This is a genomic window from Bacteroides faecalis (assembly GCF_003865075.1).
Taxonomy (GTDB): domain Bacteria; phylum Bacteroidota; class Bacteroidia; order Bacteroidales; family Bacteroidaceae; genus Bacteroides; species Bacteroides faecalis.
Genome location: NZ_BHWB01000003.1, coordinates 287,515 through 310,463, shown reverse-complemented (window position 1 = coordinate 310,463; position 22,949 = coordinate 287,515). Strand labels below are relative to the sequence as shown.

The following is a 22,949-nucleotide window of genomic DNA, read 5'->3' as shown; positions in this document are numbered from 1 at the left end:
CAATGGATATGAATTTAATATTAGCGAGCATTGGGGTATTCCTTGTGGTTATTCTGCTGCTTGTTATCATCTTGTTGGTTTCCAAGAAATTCTTGGTACCTTCAGGAGACGTGAAACTTACAATTAATGGCGAAAAAGAACTGGAAGTAGCTTCCGGCTCTACTTTGCTGAACACACTGTCTGTAAACGGAATATTCTTGTCATCCGCTTGTGGTGGTAAGGGTTCTTGTGGTCAGTGTAAATGTCAGGTACTTGAAGGTGGTGGAGAAATTTTGCCTTCTGAAGTCCCTCATTTCAGTCGCAAACAGCAACAAGACCACTGGCGTCTGGGTTGCCAGGTAAAGGTGAAAGGCGATATGGCTATTAAGATTGATGAATCTGTACTTGGCGTAAAAGAGTGGGAGTGCGAAGTTATCTCTAACAAGAACGTTGCTACATTTATCAAGGAATTCATTGTTGCACTGCCTAAGGGCGAGCATATGGACTTTATCCCAGGATCTTATGCACAGATCAAGATCCCTAAATATACAATGGATTACAATAAAGACATTGATAAGAGTCTGATCGGTGAGGAATATTTGCCGGCTTGGGAGAAATTCGGTCTGTTTGGTCTGAAGTGTACAAACAACGAAGAAACAATTCGTGCTTATTCTATGGCTAACTACCCGGCAGAAGGTGACCGTATTATGCTGACAGTACGTATTGCTACTCCACCGTTTAAACCGAAAGATCAAGGTCCTGGATTTATGGATGTACCCGCGGGTATCGCTTCTTCATACATCTTTACCCTGAAACCGGGTGACAAGGTGATTATGAGTGGTCCTTACGGAGATTTCCATCCAATCTTAGATTCTAAGAAAGAAATGATGTGGATTGGTGGTGGTGCCGGTATGGCTCCGTTGCGTGCACAAATCATGCACTTGACGAAGACATTGCATATTACGGATCGTAAAATGTCTTATTTTTATGGTGCACGTGCTTTGAACGAGGTATTCTATTTAGAAGACTTCTTGCAGCTTGAAAGAGACTTCCCGAACTTCACATTCCATCTGGCACTAGACCGTCCGGATCCTGCAGCTGATGCAGAAGGTGTGAAATATACTCCGGGATTTGTTCATAATGTAATTTATGAGACATATTTGAAGAATCACGAAGCACCGGAAGATATTGAATATTATATGTGTGGTCCTGGTCCGATGTCCAAAGCTGTTGAGAAGATGCTTGACGATCTGGGCGTTCCGGCACAGAACTTGATGTTCGATAACTTCGGAGGATAATATTCGAACAAGCCTGAACTTGTAAAACTTCAAAAATAGTTCTTTGCTGCTTTTAGTATGTAAGTTGAGAGTTGAATTAAAAATACTTGAGGCATCGTTTTAGAAACGAAGTATGTACTGTAATATGGAAAGAACAGTTTTAGAATAAAAGAGTCTATTTTCCTGAGTGAATATTCATCAGAAATATAGCATATAAGACTAATGGGAAATCTGAAAAAGACAATCATGTCTTTCAGATTTCCCGTTTATTTTTTTGCTTTTCGCTTTCATTTCTAATTGATAAATTTCATATGGATTCCAAATATAGTTTCCTGTTCTTTATTAATATTATCTATTATTTTTGTACATTTGACACCAATATTGATCTTTTAAATACATTATGTTATGGAATATCACCGTATATCTTTTATCCACAATGACACAGAATATTCGTTTACCAAAGCTATCAATGAGAATCTTACAGGATATGCCTTGGTATCAGCCTGCCGGGCGGAGGTTGTAATTTATATGAAGGAACATGATTTAAAAGGTCGTTACATATTAACAGGCATGGCTAAAATATCATAATTTACTTTCATTCTTCATTTCTTTTCATATCTTTGTTTTCATGTTACAGAATAATGAAATAATAGAGTCAGCCCTTCGTAATTTGAATATTGAGGCGCTGAATCCGATGCAGGAAGCATCTCTTGAACAAGCTATGGGCAAGAAAGATGTGATTCTCTTGTCGCCGACAGGTTCAGGCAAGACTTTGGCATATCTGTTACCTTTGTTGCTCACTCTGAAATCGGGTGATAACAGTGTACAGGTGTTGATTCTTGTTCCTTCACGTGAGTTAGCTTTGCAGATAGATACTGTTTTCAAATCAATGGATACTTCCTGGAAGACTTGTTGCTGCTATGGTGGACATCCTATTGCTGAAGAGAAGAAAAGTATTGCAGGTAATCATCCTGCTATTATTATAGGTACACCGGGACGTATCACTGATCATTTATCAAAAGGAAATTTCAATCCAGAAACTATCCATACATTGGTTATCGATGAATTTGATAAATCGTTGGAGTTCGGTTTTCATGATGAAATGGCAGAGATTATCAATCAACTACCGGGATTAAAGAAACGGATTCTTTTGTCTGCTACTGATGCTGAAGAGATCCCTCAATTTACAGGATTAAACCGAACGGTTAAATTGAATTTCCTTCCGGAAACTTCTGAGGAGCGAGATTCTCGTTTGACTTTGATGAAGGTAATATCTCCTTCGAAAGATAAAGTAGATACGCTTTATAATCTGCTTTGTACATTGGGCAGTAGTTCGAGTATTGTTTTTTGCAATCATCGGGATGCTGTAGATCGTGTACATAAATTATTGGCAGAGAAAAAATTGTCTACTGAACGTTTTCATGGAGGAATGGAACAGCCCGACCGGGAACGTGCATTATATAAATTCCGTAACGGCAGTTGTCATGTTCTGATTTCTACCGATCTTGCAGCACGTGGACTTGATATACCTGAAATTGAGCATATCATTCATTATCATTTGCCTGTGAATGAAGAAGCGTTTACACATCGCAATGGTCGTACTGCCCGTTGGGATGCAACAGGTACTTCATATCTGATTCTTAATGAAGAAGAGAAATTGCCATCCTATATTTCGCAAGACATAGAAACGGTAGTATTACCGGAGTCTCCTCCTCGTCCTCCGAAATCGGTTTGGGCTACTATATATATAGGTAAAGGAAAGAAAGAAAAATTGAGCCGAATCGATATTGCCGGATTCTTATATAAAAAAGGTAATCTAAGTCGCGAAGATGTTGGAGCCATTGATGTGAAAGAACATTATTCGTTTGTGGCAATTCGTCGTACTAAGGTGAAGCAATTATTAAATCTTATTCAAGGCGAGAAGATCAAAGGAATGAAAACCATTATTGAAGAAGCCAAATAAAAAAGAGGTAATAAATGCTTTTGGGATTTGCCTCGTAATTGATGAGGTGTTTAAACGTTATATGGGTTGGTTATTGAACTTACACTAATATGACGTTTTTATATGTTGTTATATTATTAGAAGGTTGTCAAAAATAGTATCATATTTTTGGGGAACGCTAGTTCCGTAGAAATATATGTATCTTTTAATAGGAGATATATTAAGTCTAAATATATACTTTTAGGCAGAGATTTTGTAATTTTAGGCATTAGTGAGAATGGAGTAATTTGAGAGATCGGTATTTTTGAGTCATTATCCGAATCTTAATATTCCTCAATCTTCTTTTTATAATTATATCAAAAGCCTTTTCATATCAATATTTCTAGCAAGTTTTTATTTTCGTCTAAAATCCCTAACTTGATATGTATAGATAACAATATGGTGTATATATCCTGTATAAACCAATAAAAAGAAAGAGAAATCTGCTTTAAAACAGTATTTTTATAAGGAAAGATTTGTGTGGCGGAAATTAATTCGTAAATTCGCAGGGTCTAACGACATAAACTAACGAAATTGTTAAACCAAAAACAAACTTCAAATGAAAAAGCATAATTTCAATGCAGGACCTTCCATTCTTCCGCGTGAGGTGATAGAGGATACAGCGAAGGCTATTTTAGATTTCAACGGCTCTGGTCTCTCTCTGATGGAAATCAGCCACCGCGCCAAAGACTTCCAACCTGTGGTTGATGAAGCAGTGGCCTTATTCAAGGAATTACTTAATATCCCCGAAGGTTATTCGGTATTGTTCTTGGGTGGAGGAGCTAGTATGGAGTTCTGCATGGTGCCTTTCAACTTTCTTGAAAAGAAAGCTGCTTACTTGAACACTGGTGTTTGGGCTAAGAAAGCAATGAAAGAAGCGAAAGGATTCGGAGAGGTTGTCGAAGTTGCCTCTTCTGCTGAAGCCACTTATACATACATTCCAAAAGATTATACAGTTCCGGCAGACGCAGATTATTTCCATATTACCACTAATAACACTATTTACGGTACTGAGTTGAAGAGTGATCTTGACTCTCCTGTTCCTATGGTAGCTGATATGTCTTCTGATATTTTCTCACGTCCGATTGACGTTTCTAAATATATCTGTATCTATGGTGGTGCACAGAAGAACTTGGCTCCTGCAGGTCTTACTTTTGTAATTGTAAAGAATGATGCTGTAGGTAAAGTTTCCCGTTACATTCCGTCTATGTTGAATTATCAGACACATATTGACAATGGTTCTATGTTCAACACTCCTCCAGTAGTACCTATCTATGCAGCATTGCTGAATTTACGTTGGATCAAAGCACAAGGTGGTGTAGAAGAAATGCAACGTCGTGCTATCGAAAAGGCTGATATGCTATATGCAGAAATCGACCGTAACAAAATGTTTGTAGGCACTGCTGTTAAGGAAGACCGTTCACGCATGAATATCTGTTTCGTAATGGCGCCTGAATACAAAGACCTTGAAGCTGACTTCATGAAGTTTGCTACAGAAAGAGGTATGGTAGGTATCAAAGGACACCGTTCGGTAGGTGGTTTCCGTGCATCTTGCTACAATGCAATGCCGAAAGAAAGCGTACAGGCTTTGATCGACTGTATGCAGGAATTTGAGAAACTTCATTAATATTATTTTCGCCACAGGTTACGTGGATTTCCGGATATTGAATAAAATAATCTGAAGAAGTCTGCGTAATCTGTGGTGAGTCTTTATAAATAGAATTAGATTATGAAAATACTTATAGCTACTGATAAACCGTTTGCAAAAGTTGCTGTAGACGGTATTCGTAAAGAAATAGAAGCAGCAGGTTATGAACTTGCTTTGCTGGAAAAATATACAGAAAAAGCTCAACTGTTGGACGCAGTGAAAGATGTTAATGCTATCATTATCCGTAGTGATATTATTGATGCCGAAGTATTGGATGCAGCCAAAGAATTGAAAATCGTTGTTCGTGCAGGTGCGGGATATGATAATGTAGATTTGGAAGCTGCTACTGCCCATGGTGTATGTGTGATGAATACTCCGGGACAGAACTCTAATGCTGTAGCTGAATTAGCTTTGGGCATGATGGTTTATGCCGTTCGTAACTTCTATAACGGAACTTCCGGTACTGAATTGATGGGTAAGAAATTGGGTATTCATGCTTACGGAAACGTAGGTCGCAATGTAGCACGCGTAGCAAAAGGCTTCGGAATGGAAGTGTACGCTTATGATGCATTCTGCCCGAAGGACGTGATCGAAAAAGATGGTGTAAAAGCACTTGATTCAGCAGAAGAATTGTATAAGACTTGTCAGGTAGTATCTCTTCATATTCCTGCAACTGCTGAAACTAAAAACTCTATTAACTATGCTTTGCTGAAAGATATGCCGAAAGGTGCTATGTTGGTAAACACAGCTCGTAAGGAAGTTATCAACGAAGCAGAGTTGATTAAGTTGATGGAAGAACGTGCTGACTTTAAGTATCTTACAGACATTATGCCTGCTGCTAATGCTGAATTTGCAGAGAAATTTGCAGGACGTTATTTCTCAACTCCTAAGAAGATGGGTGCACAGACAGCCGAAGCAAATATCAATGCAGGTATTGCTGCTGCTAAACAAATCGTAGGTTTCCTAAAAGACGGTTGCGAGAAATTCAGAGTGAATAAGTAATATTCAAAGTCATTAGTAAGTATTTTGAATAAAAACAGTTCACTACAAAACGTCTATTATAGAAATAAGTAGTATATTTGAGCCACAGATTTTCAATAAGTCTGTGGCTTTTAATTTTTCATATAAAATACCTAATATCATGGCTATAATTAAACCTTTCAAAGGCATTCGCCCTCCACAAGACCTGGTTGAGCAGGTTGCTTCACGTCCTTATGATGTACTGAACTCCGAAGAAGCCCGCGTAGAAGCGGAAGGTAACGAAAAGTCCCTTTATCATATCATTAAACCTGAAATAGATTTCCCAGTCGGTACGGATGAACACGATGAGCGTGTATATGAAAAAGCTGCTGAGAATTTCCAACTTTTCCAGGACAAAGGTTGGCTGGTACAGGATGTAAAAGAGAACTATTACATCTATGCCCAGACGATGAACGGCAAAACCCAATATGGGCTGGTAGTCGGTGCTTATGTACCTGATTACATGAATGGTGTTATCAAGAAACACGAACTGACACGTCGTGACAAAGAAGAAGACCGTATGAAACATGTTCGTGTGAATAATGCCAATATCGAACCTGTTTTCTTTGCTTATCCCGATAATGTGAAACTGGATGGTATCATTAAGAAATATGTAGCTAATAAACCTGTTTATGACTTTATCGCTCCGGGTGATGGTTTTGGTCATTCATTCTGGATTATAGATCAGGATGAAGATATTGCTACTATCACTTCTGAATTTGCAAAAATGCCGGCTCTTTATATTGCCGATGGGCATCATCGTTCTGCAGCTGCTGCATTGGTAGGTGCCGAAAAAGCGAAGCAGAATGCAAACCATTGTGGGGATGAAGAGTATAACTATTTTATGGCCGTTTGCTTTCCTGCAAATCAACTAACTATCATTGACTATAACCGTGTCGTGAAAGATCTCAACGGATTGACTCCAGAACAGTTTTTGGCAGCTTTACAGAAAAACTTTATTGTGAAAGAGGAGGGAATTGATATTTATAAACCGTCAGGTTTACACAATTTCTCTCTTTATCTGGAGGGAAAGTGGTATAGCTTAACTGCAAAGACTGGTACTTATGATGACAATGACCCTATCGGAGTACTTGATGTGACCATTTCTTCTAACCTGATATTGGATGAAATTCTAGGAATTAAAGATCTCCGTTCTGATAAACGCATTGACTTTGTTGGTGGTATTCGTGGTTTAGGAGAATTGAAGAAAAGAGTAGATAGTGGTGAAATGAAAGTAGCTTTGGCCCTTTATCCAGTATCAATGAAACAATTGATGGATATTGCGGATACTGGTAATATCATGCCTCCAAAGACTACTTGGTTTGAACCAAAACTACGCTCCGGGTTAGTGATTCATAAGTTAGACTAAGAGAACTTTTATAAATTCGAGCGGTCAGTTCATCATAATCATCCTATTAATTGTATTGAATTGACTGCTCTCATTTATATATGATTGACCGTATAATGTTACTAAATTCATCGTATAATGTTATTAAATTAACCGTATGAAGTTATCGGATTAACCGTTCATTTTTTTATTTGTTTTATATATAGTTTCTTTTTAGGAAAACATATACTAAAATCATTCATTTGATAATTGCTATTTCATTTTCATTCATCGTCATATTTTGTTCTATCTATATGTGTTATAATTACTTATGATGAAGAAGCAGATTTAGTTCCTTTTCTGTATGTCTCATTCTTCGGGTTGAATCTTTTACGACAATAGAAAGTGGTATAAATATGTTCCTTCATTATATCTCTCAGATTGATAACGATATACAGTAAAATATGACATGACAGAAAAGAGATTTCATTTACTTTCCGTAGACAGGATTTCTAAAAGAATGATTGAAATTTTTCATGATAATCTTCTCAATGTTTGTTTCAAACCTCGTTTGTGATTAAAAAAAAGATCGAATAGTTTATCACAGAACATTGAAAGGTTTGAAGTTAAACATTTCATTAGTAATTAAAGTATTTGATTCAATAAAGTCGAGTGTTCAATCCAGTTCTACTGACTTCTCGATCTGCAAAAGAAGAACAGTCGTATCTTGTGAAAAAAACGATTAATCTAAGTACATCTTCCAGCCAAGTCATGTACATCTTTCGATCTGTTATTGTATATCTTTCAAACAACTCTAGTACATCTTTTGAGTAACTCTAATATATCTTCCAAAGAAGTCTAGTACCTCCTTTCAATTGTTCTAATACAGATAATGATAATGTGGGTTCAAGAGACATTGGTAACTAAATTTAAGCTGAAAGCTAGAAGAACAATACCGTATCTTTCTATTAGACATTTTGTTTATTATTGTATTCATCCCAGAATCTGAGAGTCGGGCTTTGTTTCTTTAGAAAACTGTTTTATAAGACTATATGAGTTTTTTCTAAAATTGCAAGGCATTTTTTAACTTGTTTAAGTTCCTGTTGAGTAAACAATAATTTCCAGGTGAGAGATGGAATTCTATCAATAAAGCTGTATCTTTGCACCATGACTGCTGAAGATACTTATAAAACCATAGTCGAACCTTCCGAAGGTATTTATACAGAAAAGCGAAGCAAGTTTATTGCTATTGCCCTTCCTGTGCGTACGATCGATGAAATTAAGACACATCTTGAAACGTATCAGAAGAAATATTATGATGCCCGTCATGTATGTTATGCATACATGTTGGGAGCAATGCGAAAAGATTTTCGTGCAAACGATAATGGAGAACCTTCCGGAACTGCAGGTAAACCAATACTAGGACAGATAAATTCGAATGAACTGACTGATATTCTGATTATTGTAGTTCGATATTTCGGAGGAATTAAGTTGGGTACAAGTGGCTTGATTGTAGCTTATAAAGCTGCTGCTGCCGAAGCAATTGCGGCTGCAACTATTATAGAAAAAACAGTTGATGAAGAAGTAACGGTAATGTTTGAATATCCTTTTATGAATGACATCATGCGTATCGTGAAAGAAGAAGAACCGGAGATTATCAGTCAAACCTATGATATGGATTGCAGTATGACGTTGAGAATCCGTCGTTCGATGATGTCAAAGTTGCGTGCAAGGTTGGAAAAGGTGGAAACAGCACGTATTATGGATAAAAAATGAGAACAGAAATATATGGCATTTGAAGCAACAAAAAGAGAATGGTGTGAACTAGTAACCTTCTTCCGTTTACTTGCTGACGGAAAAGTAGCATTAGGTACAGTTGATGTGAAAAAAGGAGGTGTATGTTGGCCTATCGCTATGATTCAGCGAGAAGAACATGATGGTACACGTCGTTATTATATAGAAAAAGAAGATATTCGTATCGAAAGCGATAACAGTACAAAATCTATACCTCGTGAAGATTTTAGTATAGTAGCAGATTTGATATTACAGGCCGTAAAGAGTTCATCGGAGAATGAAGTAACTTCTCCTGACGGGGTGGAAGAGTTTCTGGATGAAGTGGCTATCTTTGATTTGGAGGCGAAGACGGAAGACCGCACAGATTTTTCTATTGCTTTCTGGCATCCTGAAGCACCTCTGAGCGGATTTAATGTACGCTCGCGGTTGAGTGTTATGAATCCGTTGCTAGATGGGGGACGTGCAGCAAACTTGAAGTTGGAACAGAGTGGAATCAAATTTGCTACCCCCACAGTAAATAAGATTAATGCATTACCGGAATCGCCGACTGAGGTGGCTGAGCGAATCATGATGATTGAACGTTTGGGTGGTGTGCTTAAATATTCGGATGTAGCCGATCGGATATTTCGTAGTAATTTGTCGATGATTGATTTACATTTTCCACGAGTGTTGGCTGAAATGGTACGTATTATGCACTTAGATGATGTGACTCGTATCAGTGAATTAACTGAGCTTATTAAGCAAATCAATCCTTTAAAGATAAAAAATGAATTGATAAATAAACATTGTTTTTATGAGTTTAAGATAAAGCAGTTCCTTATGGCATTGGCGTTGGGGATGCGTCCTGCAAAAATATATAACGGGCAGGATTCTGCTGTAGAAGGGATATTACTAATGGATGGAGGTGGCAATGTGCTATGTTATCATAAATCAGAAAAACAGGTGATGGAAGATTTTCTTTTCCGGAATTCACGTTTGGAGAAAGGATCGTTGGATAAAGATAAATACGGCTTCCTGGAAAAAGAGAATGGTACGTATTATTTCAAGTTGAATGTTAAGATTGGGTTGACGAAACGATAAGTGTAACTGAATAAATCATAGGGAAAAAACTGGTTTTGTATATAATTGTGTTATCTGGATTATTCGTATGAGAATGGACTTGAATTATATTGTAATGGAACCGGAAGTATCAGGAGAAGTAAAAACAGTTTGTACAGAAATGAAATGAGATAAGGAGTATGAAGACAAATGAAGTTTTAGAAAATATTAAAGCACGTCGTAGTGTGCGAGCTTATACAGATCAGCAAATATCTTACGAGGATTTGCAAACTATTTTGGAAGCAGCTACATATGCTCCAAACGGAATGCATTATGAATCATGGCATTTTACTGCTATTCAAAACGCTGATAAACTGACTGAATTGAATAACTGCATCAAAGGGGCATTTGCCAAAAGTGATGACCAACGTATGCAGGAACGTGGACATAATCAAAGCTATTGTTGTTATTATCATGCGCCAACTTTAGTGATTGTATCTAACGAATCTACTCAATGGTGGGCTGGTATGGATTGTGCTTGTGCTATTGAAAATATGTTTTTGGCCGCTACTTCCTTGGGTATTGGTTCTTGCTGGATTAATCAACTTGGAACAACTTGCGATGATCCGGAAGTGCGGGAATTTATTACCTCATTAGGTGTTCCTGAAAATCATAAGGTATACGGTTGTGTTGCATTGGGATTTGCCGATCCGCAGATACCGAAGAAAGAAAAGACAGTAAAAGTCGGAACGGTGACGATTGTAAAATAAGAGATTCCTGCATAACTTCAATAACCTCTGGGATGAACATCCATGAGTTCAGGAATGAATTCTAAAAAGATCTGGGATGAAAAAACATAAGTCTTGGGATCAGTCAATGTAATCCCAGGGCTTATGTAAAGTGCACCTTATAAGTTTGTTTATCTACTTTTAAGGTGCACTTTATTAGTTATAACAGAAAGTATCTGTTTGGAACAGTTCTTTTGTTTTGTTGATAGATAGAAAATCTATTCGAATGATCCGTAACGTGTTGCTAATAACTTGCGGTCTCCCAGTGTATTATCTACCCGGGCTACATTTACCCAAAATTTATTTTCACGTACGCTTTCAATCGGATATGCTGCCTTTTCCCGTGAATAGCAGTGTTCCCAATGATCACTGACTACTTCATATTCCGGATGAGGAGCATTCACCAATACATTGTCGTTTTTGTTTGCTTCGCCATCTTTCACTTCTTGGATTTCCTTCCAGATAGTGAGCATTACATTCACGAAATTGTCCAGTTCAGAAAGACTCTCACTTTCAGTCGGTTCAATCATCAATGTACCATGAACAGGGAAGGATAGGGTAGGTGCGTGGTAACCGTAATCCATGAGACGTTTGGCAATATCATTCTCTGATATTCTGGTTTCTTCGTACAGTTTGCGACATTCCAGAATCATTTCATGACCTACGAAACCATTAGCCCCCCGATAAACTATTCCATAAGTGTCTTTTAGACAAGCAGCCAGATAATTAGCATTCAAAATAGCTATCTTGGTAGCTTGAGTAAGACCTTGCGTTCCCATCATTCGAATATATCCATAAGTAATAGGCAAAATACCTGCACTACCGAACGGAGCAGAAGATACCTGATTTTGAGAATTACCGAAAATGCTATGTCCAGGGAGGAAAGGAACTAAATGTTTAGCTACACAAATAGGACCTACCCCTGGACCTCCTCCACCGTGAGGTGAAGCGAATGTTTTGTGTAGATTTAAGTGACAAACGTCTGCACCGATAAATCCCGGATTTGTAAGTCCGACTTGTGCATTCATGTTTGCACCATCCATATAGACTTGTGCACCACAGCTATGGATAATATCACAGATTTCTTTTATTTCTGTTTCAAAGATACCATGTGTAGAGGGATAAGTAATCATTAGTGCAGCCAACTCGCCTTTGTTTTCTCCTGCTTTTGCACGAAGGTCATTCATGTCCACATTTCCATGTTCATCACATGCACAGATAACTGTATCGAAACCTGCCTGAACAGCAGAAGCCGGATTTGTTCCATGAGCTGAAGCAGGAATTAATATTTTGTTACGATGTCCCTGACCGATACTTTCGAGATAGGCACGGATAACACGAAGGCCTGCATATTCTCCCGCGGCACCTGAATTAGGTTGTAGACTTACTCCTGCAAATCCAGTGATAATTTTTAAATCATTACTAAGATTATTGATTAATTCACGATAGCCTTCTGCTTGTTCTTCGGGAACGAACGGATGCATACTCATAAATTCCGGACAACTCAGAGGTAGCATTTCTGCTGCTGCATTCAATTTCATTGTACACGATCCTAGTGAAATCATGGATTGTACGAGTGATATATCTTTCCGATCCAGACGTTTGATATATCGCATCATTTCTGTTTCTGTGTGATATTTGCAGAATACCTCATGCGTCAGAAAAGATGATGAACGTTTTAGTGACTTGTCAATATTCCATTTTTCGGGAATTTCTTCTATTTTCTGATAGTCTTTCCCGGCAGCGATGGCAAAAATGGAAAGTAATACGTTGGTAGCAGCAATATCTGTAGTTTCGTCAATGCTGAAGCCGACATTTCCGTTGTCATAGTAACGTAGATTGACTTCTTTGCTTAGTGCAATAGTACGTATCTGTTGAGCGGAAGTTTGTTCAGGGAGTTCGAAACGAAGAGTATCAAAGTAGTTTGCATTGACTTGTGTATAACCAAGTTTTTTCAGTTGTTTTTCGAGCAAAACAGTGATACTATGGATACGTGATGCAATCGTTCGGATACCCTCTTGCCCATGATAAACTGCATAGAAACCTGCCATCGTAGCCAGTAAAGCTTGTGCTGTGCAGATATTTGAGGTTGCCTTTTCACGTTTAATATGCTGTTCGCGGGTTTGTAAAGCCATGCGATAACAGAGTTTTCCGTATTTATCTTTAGACCATCCGATGATTCGTCCCGGCATATTTCGTTTATACTCGTCGCGTGTAGCAAAATAAGCAGCTGAAGGACCTCCATAGAACATTGGTGTTCCAAGACGTTGTGTGGTTCCAAATACGATATCTGCCCCCCATTCTCCCGGAGGAGTCAATAAAGCAAGGCTGAGAATATCTGCTGCAATGGCAACTTTACATTCCGCGGTATGCGCTTTTTCAGTAAATGCAGCGTAGTCTTCTACGTTTCCATTAGAATTGGGATATTGCAATATACAAGCGAAAACTTCCGGTGTCGGTTCGAATTCTTTATATTTCCCAACTCGTAACTCAATCCCTTGGGGAATGGCACGCGTGGTCATTACTGCCAATGTTTGCGGAAAGATATTTTCATCGACAAAAACGACATTTGCACCTGTTTTTTGCTGTGCACGTGATCGCAAGGAATACATCATGCTGACAGCTTCGGCAGCAGCAGTCGCTTCGTCCAGTAACGAGCAGTTGGCTAGTGGCATGGCTGTGAGGTCACAGATTGCTGTCTGAAAATTCATCAGTGCTTCCAATCGTCCTTGTGATACTTCCGTTTGATAAGGAGTATAGGATGTGTACCATACAGGATTTTCAAATACATTTCGTTGGATTACGGCAGGAGTGATGGTATTATACCATCCCATACCGATATAGGTAGCATATAATTTATTTTTGTTTGCAAGCTCTGAAATGTGGCGGCTGAATTCATACTCCGTAAGTGGAGGTGTCAATGCTAATGGTGTTTTTAGTCGGATATTGGCAGGAATTATTTGGTCAATCAATTCGTCTAATGAATTCACACCAATTTTACGAAGCATCACAGTGATATCTTCTTCATTGATACCGATATGACGGCTAGCAAAAGTTGTTCCCCAGTTTTCTCCGACAAAGGAGAAGGAATTTCTGGATGTTTCTGTATTGTCCATACATGTATTAATTTAAAGTCTTATTTTTGGGGAGTTGACTAAAAAGTCTGAATATTCATTGTTTGTATTTCCTATAGATATTTATAGTAAGGAAGATAAATGATTCTATCTTTTTAGTCAGCTCCATGCTTTTTCATTTTCTGATTATTACTATTATCAGGTAGCTTCAGAAGCATTTTACCTAAAAAATGGATTCTCAGCTTTCTCCATGCCGATAGTTGTGGGCGCACCGTGTCCCGGATAAACAACTGTTTCATTGGGAAGTACGAACAAACGGCTGCAAATATGCTCTATTAGTTCGTCAAAGTTTCCGCCTGTGAGGTCAGCACGACCGATACTTCCCTGAAATAATACGTCTCCTGAAAACATACAATTATCTTCTTTGCAATAATAAACCAAACTTCCTGGGGAATGACCTGGTACATGAATGGCTTCCAGTTTTGTATTCCCGAAAGTTATGATATCTCCATCATGAAGGTATTTACCTAATGGAACAGGTTCTTCTTGTAATTGGAAACCAAACATACGGCTTTGTTTCGGAGCTTCGTCAATCCAATACTCATCCGCTTTATTAGCTTCTGCCGACAGCCCGAACTCTTTCAGCATAAACGGATTGCCGAAAATATGGTCCAAGTGTAGGTGAGTGTTGAGCAAATGCTTTACATTCAGATTATTGGTAAGGATAAAGTTCTTTAAAGTCTGTCTCTCTTCATCATAAAAGCAACCGGGATCAATAACCACGGCTTCTTTAGTCTCGTCCCATATAACATAACAGTTTACAGGAAACATATTAAATTCAAATCTCTTTATTTTCATGGTTTTAATAATGATTTCTCTTTAAAGTGGGACATACACTACCTTTTTGGTTTTAAAGAATTCTTCTTCAAAATTGTCACTGAGGTTGCTCATCACGACTTTATGCTTGAATGGCGTTGTTTCATGTTCCAGCTCGCCGCCTTTAAGGCAGATTAATCCGTTAGGCAAAGCGTTCTGTTGTTTGGGGGATATATTTTTTTTTATGATTTTTATTAAATCAGCCAAAGGCATAACGGCACGACTTACAACAAAATCAAACTGTTGTTTTTCCTCTTCGGCACGCGCATGACGGAAAGTGACATTTTTCAATCCGATAGCATTGGCTATTTCTGTTGCTACACGTACTTTTTTACCAATACTGTCTACCATATGAAATTTTACCTCAGGAAATAGAATTGCCAAAGGAATGCCCGGGAAACCTCCCCCGGTACCGAGATCCATGACACTAGTGCCGGGATGGAATTTGATCACTTTGGCGATACCTAATGAATGAAGTACATGATGCTCATATAAGTTCTCGATATCTTTGCGAGAGATCACATTGATTTTAGAATTCCAATCAATATAGAGGTCGTATAGAGCGGCAAACTGTTTGAACTGCTCTTCCGTGAGATTCGGAAAATATTTAAGAATGATTTCCACTTTCTTGTTTTGAATTATAATTTATCGATTATGACTTTTTAGCCTTTCAAATCTCCTAGAATCGGATTGCTACCTAACAAGTGCTCCATCATGGAGAAAGGGATCGTTACTTTGACCGGTCCCATGGAGTACGGTGTGATATCATATATATTATAGTAGAAGGTAATACCATCCTTACTCAGATAAAAGTTTTCTATAGGGGTAATGTCTCCGGTAGAAGCATATCCTAAGTCTTCTAGAGCTTCATGGGTCGTTACATTGTTTTCGGCCATTAATTGATTCCAAATCAGGTCAGTCAGCGCATCTTTGTAGTCTCCAACGAAAAGATCGTCCAGACGAAGCGGACGCATTAAGGTAAGGTCCATATTTAGATAAGTAGTCATGTACATACCATGAGCCCCTCCGGTGTATTCGTTATAGTCAATACGGTAAACGAGAAGGTCTTTCTCATAAAGTTGTACACGACTTTCAAGACTTTTATAGAAAGAATACCATGATCCTATTGCCGATTCGTCATCTTTGTTTTTTTCACTTTCCAGATACATCGGTTCTTGGTCGTGAAGATATGTGTTGATATATTCGTCTGTATATTCTTTCACGATTTTCTTAGGTTGTTCTCCAATGTATTTATCACTGAAGAAAGTAGAAATGAAATAGGAGTTGATGCTGTCTTTTAAAACCGGATCTGATGACTTGACAGCATAAGTGAAATTAACAACTATGTTACATGCAGGTTTAGCTGTATCATTAAAGAGATGTACAGTTTCGTTTACCTGAATACTATCGAATTTTAATGCTCCTGTATTTTTGTTCATCTTGTCATGACAAGAAAACAAAAAGCCGCTAGCCGAAAGGATAATCGCAAGCAGGCTGACATATTGTTTTTTCATATTCGTTTTTACTATAAATTCTATATTTGTTGTCTCTTTCCTTATCGACAAATATAAATGAATTTACCGAATCCGACGAATAAAAAAGGAAAAATATTAGGTATTTCGAACGGCATATCGATCTTTCTCATTATTATTGTTAAAAATATAGGGCTCTCTATTTTTATGACTATCTTTGTTCCCATAATGAAAAAACTATCTTACATAACAGTAATGTTTCTTTCTCTTCTGATAATTTATTCAGGAGTAGGGGTGTCTATTATGCATTATTGCTGTGTTCGTTGTGAGAGTGCACAGAACTGTTGTATGGATGGTTGTTCTAAATGCCGAAAAGTTCATTCTTGTGATTCAAAGAAAGATTGTAAGGAAGAAGGCTGTACAGCTACTATCTACAAGATTGATTTGATGAAGCACACTTCCGAGATGACAGTTTCTGTTCCGGTGATTGCATTATTTTATGGACAGATAAATGAATGGATGGCTTCGATATGTATGGACTATTCGGAGGTCTATTCTCGTTTTTGGGATCCGCCACATGGCTGTCCTCGACAGAGGTTGGCACTACATTCTGTACTTATCATTTAGCTTACATCTTATATTTTTCTGACGTGGATTCCTGAATGGATTCGGCGTTAATCTGTGTTTTACTTTTGGTCAATTAGACTAAGAATAAAGTAATGCAACTTGGTTGCATTAGAAGTAATCTATTTTTGTATCTCGAAAATAAAATAAATGAAATATATAATATTAAGTTTATTCTCGCTGTTAGCATTCAATATCTGTGCGCAAGTGCGAGGAATAGTAAAAGATAATACTGGAGAACCGGTTCCTGGAGCAAATATTTTTTGGTTGACTACAGGACAAGGTGTAACCACAAAAGAAGATGGTAGCTTTTCTATTTATAAACCAGCAAAAGAACATATGTTGGTGGTAAGTTTTATTGGTTTCCGGAATGATACGATTCATGTTAGCGGTAAGAATGATGAGTTGGATATTGTACTTCAAGATGGAGTAGAACTAAATGAAATCAGTGTCGTTAGACGCAAAATGGGAACAATGAAGATACGTAATAGTGTTCTTAATGAAGATATCATAACTAGTGCGGAATTGAGCAGAGCAGCTTGTTGTAATCTGGGAGAAAGTTTTGTAACGAATCCTTCAGTGGATGTTAGCTACTCGGATGCAGCGACAGGAGCAAAGCAGATAAAACTTTTAGGCTTGTCCGGTACCTACGTACAAATGCTTACAGAGAATATTCCGAACTATCGCGGAGCTGCTTCTCCTTATAGATTAGGATATGTTCCCGGGCCTTGGATGCAAAGTATACAGGTCTCAAAAGGAACCTCTTCCGTAAAAAATGGTTATGAAGCCATTACCGGGCAAATTAATGTAGAGTTTAAGAAACCGCAATTGCCGGAAGCTGATTGGGTATTTGCCAATCTTTTTGCGAGTTCTACCAACCGTTATGAAGCGAATGCAGATGCTACTCTAAAGGTTTCCAAACGTTGGAGTACCTCTCTATTGGCACATTACGAAAATGAGACTAAAGCGCATGATGGCAATAATGATGGTTTTGTGGATATTCCGCAAGTGGAACAATATAATATATGGAACCGTTGGGCATACATGGGTGACCATTATGTTTTCCAGGCGGGATTTAAGGCATTATCCGAAAGTCGTAACAGTGGACAAACTCATCATGGAAATATGTTAGCTTCAGACTTATATAAAGTCGGCATTGATACGGAGCGTTATGAGCTTTTTACCAAAAATGCTTATATTTTTAATAAAGAGAAAAACACTAATTTAGCGTTGATTTTATCTGCTACCTGGCATAATCAAGATGCATTATATGGAAAGAAACTTTATAATGTGGACCAGACCAATCTGTATGCTTCATTAATGTTTGAGACGGAATTAAATAAGCAGAATAGTATTTCTGCAGGATTGAGTTTTAATTATGATGCATTCGATCAACATTACCGTTTGGAAAATGATGCAGAAGGGCTCTTGCGTAAAGCTTTTGATAAAGAAGCTGTGCCCGGAGCTTATGTGCAATATACACTAAATCTGAATGACCAGTGGATGTTTATGGCAGGTTTGCGTGGAGATTACAGTAGCGAGCATGGATTTTTTATGACTCCGCGTGCACACCTTAAATATAATCCGAATGAATATGTTCATTTTCGCCTTTCAGCCGGAAAAGGTTATCGGACAAATCATGTTTTAGCTGAAAACAATTACTTACTCTCTAGTAGTCGAAAAGTTGCGATAGCCCAAAATCTGGATATGGAGGAAGCATGGAACTATGGGGCCAGCGTAGCTACTTATATTCCAATCTTTGGAAAGACATTGAATGTCAATGCAGAATATTATTACACAAACTTTCTGAAACAAGTAATTGTGGACATGGATAGTAATCCGCATGAAGTCTCTTTTTATAATTTGGATGGACGTTCCTATTCTCATGTATTCCAGATAGAAGCGAGCTATCCTTTTTTCAAAGGATTTACACTGACTGGGGCTTATCGATTGACAGATGTACAAACTACCTATAAAGGTCAGCGGATGGAAAAGCCTCTGACGAGTAAGTATAAGGGGCTATTGACTGCTTCCTACCAGACTCCAATGGGAATTTGGCAATTTGATGCTACGCTTCAGCTTAATGGTAGTGGCAGAATGCCGTCCCCTTATGAATTGACGGATGGAAGACTGTCCTGGGAGCGCCGCTATGGTAGTTTCGAACAAGTGAGTGCACAGATAACCCGTTATTTTCGTCGTTGGTCTATCTATGTAGGAGGGGAGAACCTTACTAATTTTAAGCAGAAGAATCCTATAATAGATGCTTCGAATCCTTGGGGAGATAATTTCGATTCAACGATGATATGGGGACCTGTACATGGAGCAAAAGCTTATATCGGAGTACGATTTAATTTGGCAAGAAATTGATAATTATATAATATTTAAACGAATAAGAGAAAGACAATGAAAACAAAAAGATGGATGGCTACATGTATCGTAGCTCTTTTAGGTGTAACAGCCGTAATGGCAAAAGATATCCGTATAGCAGTATTCAAAGTATCTCAGATGCACTGTGAAAATTGTGAACGGAAAGTGAAAAACAACATACGCTTCGAAAAGGGTGTAAAAGAACTGGCTACCGAGCTGAAGACAAAAACGGTAACCATCACTTATGATGCTGAAAAGACGAATGTAAAGAACTTGCAGGCTGGTTTTAAGAAGTTCGAATATGAAGCGGAATTTGTAAAAGAAACAAAGAAGGAAGATAAGAAAGCAGATAAGAAGTAATCGAACAAAGACCCGTATCTGCTTGTTTATAAATAAAAGAACAGCCTCTTCTCAATTCCTTTTTGGTGAAGGAAGGGGAGAGGTTAAATATAGATTGTATGGGTAATATAGTAAAGAAATCGTTCCCTGTGTTGAATATGCACTGTGCAGGGTGCGCTAATAATGTCGAAAAAACAGTTAAGAAACTGACCGGAGTTGTAGAAGCTTCGGTCAATTTTGCAACGAATACATTAACCGTATCCTATGAGAGCGGGCAATTGACTCCCGGAGAGATTCGTGCTGCAGTGCTTGCTGCCGGATACGATTTAATTATTGAAGAAGCACATAAAGAAGAACGTCAGGAAGAGGAACAGCATAAGCGTTATCTTCGTTTGAAACGAAAAGTTATTGGAGCTTGGATACTGGTTGTTCCATTGCTTTTGTTTTCTATGGTGCTGATGCATATGCCTTATTCAAGTGAGATTCAGTTAGTACTTACTATTCCGGTAATGATCCTTTTCGGAGGTTCTTTTTTCACCGGTGCATGGAAACAGGCAAAGTTAGGACGTAGTAACATGGATACACTAGTAGCACTGAGTACATCCATTGCTTTTTTATTCAGTGTATTCAATACATTCTTCCCCGAGTTCTGGTATGCTCGTGGATTGGAGCCGCATGTCTATTACGAAGCTTCTGCTGTGATTATCGCTTTTGTACTGACAGGAAAGCTGATGGAAGAACGCGCTAAAGGGAATACATCGACTGCTATTCGTAAACTAATGGGAATGCAGCCGAAGATTGCCCGCGTTTTAAGGAATGGAGTGGAAGAAGAAATTCTGATAGAACAATTGCAAGTCGGAGATCTGGTGGTCGTTCGTCCAGGAGAGCAGATTCCTGTAGACGGCCAGCTTTCTGAAGGTGATTCTTATGTAGACGAAAGCATGATCAGTGGTGAACCGGTTCCTGTGGAAAAGAAAAAAGGAGATAAGGTACTAGCCGGAACAATAAATCAACGTGGTTCATTCATTATTCGTGCTGCACAGGTTGGAACTGAAACTGTGCTTGCACGTATCATCCGTATGGTACAGGAAGCTCAGGGCAGTAAAGCCCCCGTACAACGTATTGTAGATCGTATTACGGGTATTTTTGTCCCTGTCGTACTAGTTATTGCTATTCTGACATTTATATTATGGATTGTGATTGGCGGTAATGAATATATCTCCTATGGAATTCTTTCTGCCGTATCTGTACTTGTGATTGCTTGTCCTTGTGCTCTGGGACTTGCTACTCCTACTGCATTAATGGTCGGAATTGGTAAAGCTGCCAGCCAGCATATTCTTATAAAAGATGCTGTTGCTTTGGAGCAAATGAGAAAAGTGGATGTAATCGTACTTGATAAAACGGGAACATTGACCGAAGGTCATCCTACTGCTACTGGATGGTTGTGGGCGCAACCACAGGAAATACATTTCAAAGATGTATTGTTGGCAGCGGAAATGAAATCTGAACATCCACTTGCAGGTGCTATTGTAGCAGCTCTACAAGAAGAAAATATCAAGCCTGTCACTTTAGATAGTTTCGAAAGTATTACCGGAAAAGGAATAAAAGTTTCTTATGAAGGATATACTTATTGGGTTGGAAGCCATAAATTACTGAAAGACTTCAATGCAATAGTAATAGATATCATGGCTGATATGTTGGTGCAATATGAGTCCGATGGTCAAGGTATTATTTATTTTGGTCGGGGAAGTGAATTATTGGCCATTATTGCTGTCTCTGATCCTGTGAAGGCGACTTCTGCGGAAGCTGTAAGAGAACTGAAGCGTCTGGGTATTGATATTTGTATGCTAACAGGTGACGGACAGCGTACTGCGTTGGCTGTTTCTTCCCGGTTGGGTATTGAACGCTTTGTTGCCGATGCTTTGCCGGATGATAAAGCTGAGTTTGTTCGTGAACTACAATTACAAGGGAAAAAGGTAGCTATGGTTGGTGACGGAATTAATGACTCACAAGCATTGGCTTTGGCCGATGTCAGCATTGCGATGGGAAAAGGAACAGATATTGCAATGGATGTGGCAATGGTAACCTTGATGACATCCGATCTGTTGTTACTTCCTAAAGCTTTTGAATTATCAAAACAGACCGTAAGACTGATTCATCAGAATCTTTTCTGGGCATTTATTTATAATCTGATTGGTATTCCTATTGCTGCCGGAGTCTTATTTCCACTCAATGGTTTATTATTGAATCCAATGTTGGCAAGTGCTGCTATGGCATTTTCCAGTGTAAGTGTGGTACTCAATTCTCTGAGTCTGGGAAGAAAATAATAATGGATGTCTCAAAAGGGAATATCAATAAATTACCTTATTGTTGATTGTTATCATCTCGCTCTGCCATTCTGAACGCAGCGAAGAATCTACTTTTGTATGAGTGAAAGAAGGGGTCCTTCACTTCGTTCTGGATGACAGAATGATAAGACAATCAAAGATATTATCTATTTTATCCATTTCTAAATTCTACAGGTGTCATTCCCACATATCGTCTGAAATATTTGCCAAAAAAGGTTGCACTGGGAAAGTTCAGAGAATACGCTATTTCCTGAATAGTCATATTAGTACCCTTCAATTTTGCTTTAGCATCCATGATAATGATATAAGCAATGGTGTCAAGCACACTTTTGCCAGTTACTTGCCTAACGGTGGTACTAAGATGTTGGAGAGAAATGCCAAGTTGATCTGCATAAAATTGTGCACGACGTTCCTCCTTATAGTGCTCTGTAATTGATTGTATCAATTCTCGGCAAATTTCTTTTTTGCGATTTGAACTGTCATTCTTTACAATTAGTTTTCGGTATATGAGTCTGACGCTTGTCAGAATCGCCTGAAGAGAAATCTCTGACAATTCCGGATCCATATCAAAAGAATCATCGCAACTGACATGAGATAATAGGGTGAAATATTCTTTTAAATATTTAGAAATATCTTCGGAAAGGGGAACTACAGGTAATTCCAATAATTTTGGATAAGCATCCCCGATAGCTTTTATCAGATTAATGCGCCCGGCACAAGTCGAAGAGAATCCGGCAAAGCACAAACGTACCTTTTCTGTTTTTTCTTTGAACTGTATAATCGTTCCTGGAAGTAATGTGATCAAATCATTGGGACGAATCTCATAGTCCAGCAAATTGATAGAGGCTTTCATGTATCCCTCGGTACAAATAGCTACAATACAGGCTTGCAGTCGGCATGATTGCTTATAAATGTTAAGAATATCTTCAGTGACATCTGTCCAGGCTAGAACCTCAAGAGGTAAATCAACCTGAGGAAAATCCATTTTCATAAGGTC

18 protein-coding genes are annotated in these 22,949 nt (G+C 38.3%); 13 read left to right on the top strand and 5 right to left on the bottom strand.

The annotated features are described in order from the left end of the window. Window positions 1-2 precede the first annotated feature (2 nt). The 9 genes from nqrF (at window position 3) to EJF25_RS06730 (ending at window position 10,834) form a co-directional block, all read left to right on the top strand. Window positions 3-1,277: an NADH:ubiquinone reductase (Na(+)-transporting) subunit F gene (nqrF, locus tag EJF25_RS06770; protein ID WP_125040610.1), complete on the top strand. Its 1,275-nt coding sequence runs from the start codon at window positions 3-5 to the stop codon at window positions 1,275-1,277. 384 nt (window positions 1,278-1,661) lie between these two features. After that, window positions 1,662-1,844, top strand: a complete 183-nt coding sequence (locus EJF25_RS06765) for a hypothetical protein (RefSeq protein WP_125040609.1) — start codon at window positions 1,662-1,664, stop codon at window positions 1,842-1,844. A 40-nt stretch (window positions 1,845-1,884) separates the two neighbouring features. After that, window positions 1,885-3,219: a DEAD/DEAH box helicase gene (locus tag EJF25_RS06760; protein WP_125040608.1), complete on the top strand. Its 1,335-nt coding sequence runs from the start codon at window positions 1,885-1,887 to the stop codon at window positions 3,217-3,219. Window positions 3,220-3,796: 577 nt separating this feature from the next. Further along, window positions 3,797-4,864: a 3-phosphoserine/phosphohydroxythreonine transaminase gene (serC, locus tag EJF25_RS06755; protein ID WP_125040607.1), complete on the top strand. Its 1,068-nt coding sequence runs from the start codon at window positions 3,797-3,799 to the stop codon at window positions 4,862-4,864. 102 nt (window positions 4,865-4,966) lie between these two features. Beyond that, the gene (locus EJF25_RS06750; RefSeq protein WP_125040606.1) at window positions 4,967-5,887 is read left to right on the top strand and encodes an NAD(P)-dependent oxidoreductase; all 921 of its coding nucleotides are present in this window, start codon (window positions 4,967-4,969) and stop codon (window positions 5,885-5,887) included. A gap of 139 nt (window positions 5,888-6,026) precedes the next feature. Beyond that, window positions 6,027-7,274, top strand: coding sequence for a DUF1015 domain-containing protein (locus tag EJF25_RS06745; protein WP_125040605.1), 1,248 nt, complete (start codon window positions 6,027-6,029; stop codon window positions 7,272-7,274). 1,125 nt (window positions 7,275-8,399) lie between these two features. Continuing rightward, on the top strand, window positions 8,400-9,008 hold the full coding sequence (locus EJF25_RS06740) for an IMPACT family protein (RefSeq protein ID WP_125040796.1): 609 nt from the start codon (window positions 8,400-8,402) through the stop codon (window positions 9,006-9,008). A gap of 12 nt (window positions 9,009-9,020) precedes the next feature. Next, window positions 9,021-10,106, top strand: coding sequence for an HpaII family restriction endonuclease (locus tag EJF25_RS06735; RefSeq protein WP_125040604.1), 1,086 nt, complete (start codon window positions 9,021-9,023; stop codon window positions 10,104-10,106). A 158-nt stretch (window positions 10,107-10,264) separates the two neighbouring features. After that, window positions 10,265-10,834 (top strand): nitroreductase family protein, encoded by a 570-nt coding sequence (locus EJF25_RS06730; RefSeq protein WP_125040603.1) that lies wholly within the window; start codon window positions 10,265-10,267, stop codon window positions 10,832-10,834. A 236-nt stretch (window positions 10,835-11,070) separates the two neighbouring features. On the opposite strand, the gene gcvP is transcribed toward EJF25_RS06730, so the two are convergent. The 4 genes from gcvP to EJF25_RS06710 all read right to left on the bottom strand — a co-directional run bounded on the left by gcvP (window position 11,071) and on the right by EJF25_RS06710 (window position 16,316). After that, complete coding sequence (gene gcvP, locus EJF25_RS06725) at window positions 11,071-13,968, bottom strand: aminomethyl-transferring glycine dehydrogenase (RefSeq protein ID WP_125040602.1); 2,898 nt, start codon at window positions 13,966-13,968, stop codon at window positions 11,071-11,073. Window positions 13,969-14,145: 177 nt separating this feature from the next. Next, complete coding sequence (locus EJF25_RS06720) at window positions 14,146-14,784, bottom strand: MBL fold metallo-hydrolase (protein WP_125040601.1); 639 nt, start codon at window positions 14,782-14,784, stop codon at window positions 14,146-14,148. Between the two features lie 21 nt (window positions 14,785-14,805). Further along, window positions 14,806-15,426 carry a 16S rRNA (guanine(527)-N(7))-methyltransferase RsmG gene (gene rsmG / locus EJF25_RS06715; RefSeq protein ID WP_125040600.1) on the bottom strand — a complete coding sequence of 207 codons (621 nt, stop codon included), beginning with the start codon at window positions 15,424-15,426 and terminating at the stop codon, window positions 14,806-14,808. Between the two features lie 38 nt (window positions 15,427-15,464). Continuing rightward, window positions 15,465-16,316: a DUF3298 and DUF4163 domain-containing protein gene (locus EJF25_RS06710; protein ID WP_125040599.1), complete on the bottom strand. Its 852-nt coding sequence runs from the start codon at window positions 16,314-16,316 to the stop codon at window positions 15,465-15,467. Between the two features lie 186 nt (window positions 16,317-16,502). Between EJF25_RS06710 and EJF25_RS06705 the strand changes: the two genes are divergently transcribed. The 4 genes from EJF25_RS06705 to EJF25_RS06690 all read left to right on the top strand — a co-directional run bounded on the left by EJF25_RS06705 (window position 16,503) and on the right by EJF25_RS06690 (window position 21,931). Next, on the top strand, window positions 16,503-16,901 hold the full coding sequence (locus EJF25_RS06705; RefSeq protein ID WP_125040598.1) for a hypothetical protein: 399 nt from the start codon (window positions 16,503-16,505) through the stop codon (window positions 16,899-16,901). Window positions 16,902-17,048: 147 nt separating this feature from the next. Then, window positions 17,049-19,265: a TonB-dependent receptor gene (locus EJF25_RS06700; RefSeq protein WP_125040597.1), complete on the top strand. Its 2,217-nt coding sequence runs from the start codon at window positions 17,049-17,051 to the stop codon at window positions 19,263-19,265. Between the two features lie 36 nt (window positions 19,266-19,301). After that, window positions 19,302-19,625, top strand: a complete 324-nt coding sequence (locus EJF25_RS06695; protein ID WP_125040596.1) for a heavy-metal-associated domain-containing protein — start codon at window positions 19,302-19,304, stop codon at window positions 19,623-19,625. A 98-nt stretch (window positions 19,626-19,723) separates the two neighbouring features. Next, the gene (locus EJF25_RS06690; protein WP_125040595.1) at window positions 19,724-21,931 is read left to right on the top strand and encodes a heavy metal translocating P-type ATPase; all 2,208 of its coding nucleotides are present in this window, start codon (window positions 19,724-19,726) and stop codon (window positions 21,929-21,931) included. Between the two features lie 172 nt (window positions 21,932-22,103). On the opposite strand, the gene EJF25_RS06685 is transcribed toward EJF25_RS06690, so the two are convergent. Next, the gene (locus tag EJF25_RS06685) at window positions 22,104-22,943 is read right to left on the bottom strand and encodes an AraC family transcriptional regulator (RefSeq protein WP_125040594.1); all 840 of its coding nucleotides are present in this window, start codon (window positions 22,941-22,943) and stop codon (window positions 22,104-22,106) included. Window positions 22,944-22,949 lie beyond the last annotated feature (6 nt).

What these genes read in the sequence shown, in the direction of transcription:
- EJF25_RS06720 (WP_125040601.1), bottom strand. Translation starts at nt 14,784, where the DNA reads ATGAAAATAAAGAGATTTGAATTTAATATGTTTCCTGTAAACTGTTAT.
- EJF25_RS06695 (WP_125040596.1), top strand. Translation starts at nt 19,302, where the DNA reads ATGAAAACAAAAAGATGGATGGCTACATGTATCGTAGCTCTTTTAGGT.
- EJF25_RS06760 (WP_125040608.1), top strand. Translation starts at nt 1,885, where the DNA reads ATGTTACAGAATAATGAAATAATAGAGTCAGCCCTTCGTAATTTGAAT.
- EJF25_RS06745 (WP_125040605.1), top strand. Translation starts at nt 6,027, where the DNA reads ATGGCTATAATTAAACCTTTCAAAGGCATTCGCCCTCCACAAGACCTG.
- EJF25_RS06765 (WP_125040609.1), top strand. Translation starts at nt 1,662, where the DNA reads ATGGAATATCACCGTATATCTTTTATCCACAATGACACAGAATATTCG.
- EJF25_RS06750 (WP_125040606.1), top strand. Translation starts at nt 4,967, where the DNA reads ATGAAAATACTTATAGCTACTGATAAACCGTTTGCAAAAGTTGCTGTA.
- EJF25_RS06735 (WP_125040604.1), top strand. Translation starts at nt 9,021, where the DNA reads ATGGCATTTGAAGCAACAAAAAGAGAATGGTGTGAACTAGTAACCTTC.
- EJF25_RS06705 (WP_125040598.1), top strand. Translation starts at nt 16,503, where the DNA reads ATGAAAAAACTATCTTACATAACAGTAATGTTTCTTTCTCTTCTGATA.
- EJF25_RS06740 (WP_125040796.1), top strand. Translation starts at nt 8,400, where the DNA reads ATGACTGCTGAAGATACTTATAAAACCATAGTCGAACCTTCCGAAGGT.
- EJF25_RS06685 (WP_125040594.1), bottom strand. Translation starts at nt 22,943, where the DNA reads ATGAAAATGGATTTTCCTCAGGTTGATTTACCTCTTGAGGTTCTAGCC.
- EJF25_RS06730 (WP_125040603.1), top strand. Translation starts at nt 10,265, where the DNA reads ATGAAGACAAATGAAGTTTTAGAAAATATTAAAGCACGTCGTAGTGTG.
- EJF25_RS06690 (WP_125040595.1), top strand. Translation starts at nt 19,724, where the DNA reads ATGGGTAATATAGTAAAGAAATCGTTCCCTGTGTTGAATATGCACTGT.
- EJF25_RS06710 (WP_125040599.1), bottom strand. Translation starts at nt 16,316, where the DNA reads ATGAAAAAACAATATGTCAGCCTGCTTGCGATTATCCTTTCGGCTAGC.
- EJF25_RS06700 (WP_125040597.1), top strand. Translation starts at nt 17,049, where the DNA reads ATGAAATATATAATATTAAGTTTATTCTCGCTGTTAGCATTCAATATC.
- nqrF (WP_125040610.1), top strand. Translation starts at nt 3, where the DNA reads ATGGATATGAATTTAATATTAGCGAGCATTGGGGTATTCCTTGTGGTT.
- gcvP (WP_125040602.1), bottom strand. Translation starts at nt 13,968, where the DNA reads ATGGACAATACAGAAACATCCAGAAATTCCTTCTCCTTTGTCGGAGAA.
- serC (WP_125040607.1), top strand. Translation starts at nt 3,797, where the DNA reads ATGAAAAAGCATAATTTCAATGCAGGACCTTCCATTCTTCCGCGTGAG.